The 1,423-nt window shown below is 39.8% G+C and carries 2 protein-coding genes and 1 pseudogene; 1 reads left to right on the top strand and 2 read right to left on the bottom strand.

Annotated elements, in window-relative coordinates; genetic code table 11:
* Positions 1-61: 61 nt before the first annotated feature.
* Positions 62-274: a hypothetical protein gene (locus QOW94_RS10980; protein ID WP_283680498.1), complete on the bottom strand. Its 213-nt coding sequence runs from the start codon at positions 272-274 to the stop codon at positions 62-64.
* Between the two features lie 124 nt (positions 275-398).
* Here QOW94_RS10980 and QOW94_RS10975 point away from each other — a divergent pair, with 124 nt between their 5' ends.
* Positions 399-1,025, top strand: coding sequence for a histidine phosphatase family protein (locus tag QOW94_RS10975; RefSeq protein ID WP_283680497.1), 627 nt, complete (start codon positions 399-401; stop codon positions 1,023-1,025).
* 283 nt (positions 1,026-1,308) lie between these two features.
* Here the strand turns inward: QOW94_RS10975 and QOW94_RS10970 are convergent.
* Positions 1,309-1,423 (bottom strand): annotated as a pseudogene (locus tag QOW94_RS10970) (IS30 family transposase); the annotation flags it as partial.

The following is a 1,423-nucleotide window of genomic DNA, read 5'->3' as shown; positions in this document are numbered from 1 at the left end:
GATGGGCCAGTTTGACGCTCGGAATTTAATTCCACTGGTGTTGGCGACCTCAACCTCAACTTTAGTATAGTAAAAGAGGTATCAAGATTGTCGTCACAATCTTGATACCTCTTACATTAGGATGTTTCTTGGCAGTCTTTTTCGTTTGGGTCGTCGCTTGATTGTGGGATTTCGAGTCCTGGTATGCGTAAGCTCCGCCCCCGATGACTACAACTAGTAAAAGAGCGATCCACCACGATTTATGACTAGTCTTTTCTTCTTGATGTTTTGGCACAATTATTCTCCCGTTACTTTTGAATTGGCACTATGATACCATATAGATTAAACTTTGTTTATGCTTAAGTGGATTGTTTTTAATATTATTAATAGATTATTAATGAAATTATTGGAGGAACAAGATGACAACCTTTTATTTTGTCCGTCATGGTCAAACGAACGCGAATGCTAAGGGCCTCAAGCAAGGGGTTATTAATACTGAAATCACCTACCTTAATGAAGTTGGTAAAGCCCAAGCTGAATCCCTTCATAAAGTCTTTGATATCAGCTTTGCGGACCGAATCATCGCTAGCCCGTTAAAGCGGACGATTGATACGGCTAATACCCTTAATCAAACCGCAAACCTACCCGTAACAACTGACGACCGGTTGCTGGAAATTTCCTATGGGGGTTGGGATGGCCAGAGCAACAAGGAGCTTCAGCAGAAGTACCCAGATGTGTTTGATGCTAATATCAACGACGTTCTTCCAAGTTATGCCAAACTAGCTCACGGAGAGACATTTTCATCAGTGATTAAGCGGGTGGAAAACTTTATGGAAGAAATGGCAACTGAGTATCCTGATGAGCAAATTATTGTTGTCAGCCACGGATTCACGATTAAGGCGGCCATGTTGGTAGCAACTCAGACTGATAAGGTTATGACCATTAACGAACCGGATAACTGCAGTGTCACTAAGATTCAGCTATCGCAAACCGCAAACCAAGCCTATATCTTTTATTTTAACCGGTCGGCAATTGGCCAATTTTAAATAATAGTTGACTTTAAAATTAGTTTTTTATATTATTAATTCAACAAATTACAAACAAAGGAGGAAAATCACGAATGATGGCATGTGCAACTAAAATGATGTGTTGTTCAATGTGTTCAGTTTCTATGAAAGCTGTTCGTGATTTTCCTATGGCGTAAACTAGCAAAATAGCGTTATTTTCTAGCGGTAGAAGTGGATAACTATACCGAGAGGAAACTATTTTAGCCAATAGGAGTGTCCAGATCAGTTTTCTGATTCTGGGCACTTTTTTGTTCCTGAATTGTCAAATTAAGTGCAACGCAACGTTAAAGAATGACTCATATGGTGTTTTCCAGCCTAGACATTTACGAGGACGCTTGTTCAACTTAGTGGCATAGCCCTGAATTTCTTTATCATTG

Source organism: Lentilactobacillus sp. Marseille-Q4993, assembly GCF_951230165.1.
Lineage (GTDB): Bacteria > Bacillota > Bacilli > Lactobacillales > Lactobacillaceae > Lentilactobacillus.
Note: the sequence above shows the minus strand (reverse complement) of the source record. Positions and strands in the feature narration are given on the sequence as shown.

What these genes read in the sequence shown, in the direction of transcription:
- QOW94_RS10975 (WP_283680497.1), top strand. Translation starts at nt 399, where the DNA reads ATGACAACCTTTTATTTTGTCCGTCATGGTCAAACGAACGCGAATGCT.